This is a genomic window from Streptomyces sp. JHA26 (genome assembly GCF_002005565.1).
Classification (GTDB): domain Bacteria; phylum Actinomycetota; class Actinomycetes; order Streptomycetales; family Streptomycetaceae; genus Streptomyces.
Map to the genome: position 1 here is coordinate 1 of NZ_BDJC01000134.1, position 2,170 is coordinate 2,170.

Sequence of the window (2,170 nt, forward strand, 5' to 3'; positions counted from 1 at the left end):
TCCCAGGCCGTTCAGCCCGTCCAGGACCACGGCACGGTGCTCGAACACCGATCGCGTCGTCGCCAAGGACCATCCGACATCCACCGGAGCAAGCTCGGGACGCTCCACGCCGAACGTCATCAGGCGCTCGGCCTGTGCCCGCAGCGCCGTCTCCGACTTCGCCGACACCACCCACGGCACCACGGCCGGCGGAGCACCCTGCGACGACTCCGCCCCCGTCTCTCCCTGGTCGGCCGGAGCCTCCTCCAGGATCACGTGCGCGTTCGTCCCGCTGACGCCGAAGGCCGACACACCCGCCCGTCGGGGTTCTTCCCCCTCCGCCCACGGGGCGGGCTCGGTCAGCAGCCTCACGGTGCCCGTGGACCAGTCCACGTGCGGGGACGGTTCGTCGACGTGGAGGGTCTGCGGCAGCAGCCCGTGCCGCATCGCCAGCACCATCTTCATGATCCCCGCGACACCCGCAGCCGCCTGGGTGTGCCCGATGTTCGACTTGATCGAGCCGAGCCACAGCGGCCGGTCCTCCGGACGGCCCTGGCCGTAGGTCGCCAGCAGCGCCTGTGCCTCGATCGGGTCACCCAGCTTCGTGCCCGTACCGTGCGCCTCCACCACGTCGACCTGCTGGGCCGTCAGCCCGGCGTTCGCCAGGGCGGCCCGGATGACGCGCTGTTGCGACGGTCCGTTCGGCGCCGTCAGACCGTTGCTCGCGCCGTCCTGGTTGACGGCCGAGCCGCGGACGACGGCCAGCACCTGGTGCCCGTTGCGCCGGGCGTCCGACAGCCGCTCCAGCAGCAGCAGACCTACGCCCTCGCCCCAGCCCGTGCCGTCCGCGCCCGCCGCGAACGCCTTGCACCGGCCGTCGGGAGCAAGCCCCCGCTGACGACTGAACTCCACGAACCCTCGGGGCGAGATCATCAGCGACACGCCGCCGACGATCGCGCGAGAGCACTCGCCCTGGCGCAGCGACTGGGCCGCGAGGTGCAGGGCCACCAGCGACGACGAGCACGCCGTGTCCACGGTGACCGCCGGGCCTTCGAGGCCGAACGTGTAGGAGATGCGTCCCGACACGACACTGGCCGCGTTGCCGGTGGCGACATAGCCCTCGGTCACGTCCGGGCCCCGGTCCACGAGGGAGACGTATTCCTGGCCGTTCGTGCCGATGAACACGCCCGTCCGGCTGCCACGCACCGTCTCCGGGTCGACCCCTGCCCGCTCCCAGAGCTCCCAGGCCGTCTCCAGCAGCAGCCGCTGCTGCGGGTCCATCGCCAGGGCCTCACGCGGCGAGATACCGAAGAAGTCCGCGTCGAACCCGCTGACGTCGGTGAGGAACGCGCCCTCGCGCACATAGCTCTTGCCCAGGGCTTCCGGGTCCGCGTCGTACAGCCCGTCGAGGTCCCACCCGCGGTCCGTCGGGAAGGCGGTGAGGGCGTCCTCGCCCGAGGCGAGCAGACTCCACAGTTCTTCCGCGCTCGCCACGCCGCCGGGGAACCGGCAGCTCATCGCCACGATCGCCATGGGCTCGTCGGCGGCGGCCGGGGCCGGCAGCGACGGGACGGCAGCGTCGTCGTGGGCGTCGACGTCGACCAGTTCGGTGAGGAGGTGGGCGGCGAGTGCGGACGGGGTGGGGTAGTCGAAGACCAGCGTGGCCGACAGTTGCATGCCCGTGGCTTCGGTGAGCCGGTTGCGCAGGTTCACCGCGGTCAGGGAGTCGAACCCGATCTCGGTGAAGGCGCGGCCGGGCGCGATCGCGTCGGCCCCGGCGTATCCGAGGACGGCGGCGACGTGCGCACGCACGAGTTCCAGCACGACCCGGTGCTGTTCGCCTTCGGACAGACCTGCCAGCTTGCGGCCGAGAGCAGAGGCCCCCTCGACGTGTTCCGGGTCCGCCGCCCGGGTACCGGCCGCTTCTGCCAGTTGGGCGATCTCCGGAATACCGCTGAGCATGCGTGCCAGCTGCCGTGCCTCGAAGGTGTCCGCGAAACGCTGCCAGTCCGCGTCGACCAGTGCGATCACGGTGTCGTCGAGGACCAGGGCCCGTTCCATGGCCTTCAGGGCCTGGCTCGGGTCCATCGGGAGCATGCCGGTGCGTCGCAAGGTACGGCTGACCTCTGCACTGCTGACCGCCATGCCGTCGTCGGCCCAGGGACCCCACGCGATCGACGTCGCCGGCAGA

General features: G+C 71.6%; 1 protein-coding gene. It reads right to left on the minus strand.

Annotated elements, in window-relative coordinates; translation table 11 throughout:
- On the minus strand, positions 1 to 2,170 hold a 2,170-nt coding region (locus JHAT_RS33350), incomplete at both ends, for a beta-ketoacyl synthase N-terminal-like domain-containing protein (RefSeq protein ID WP_253195697.1).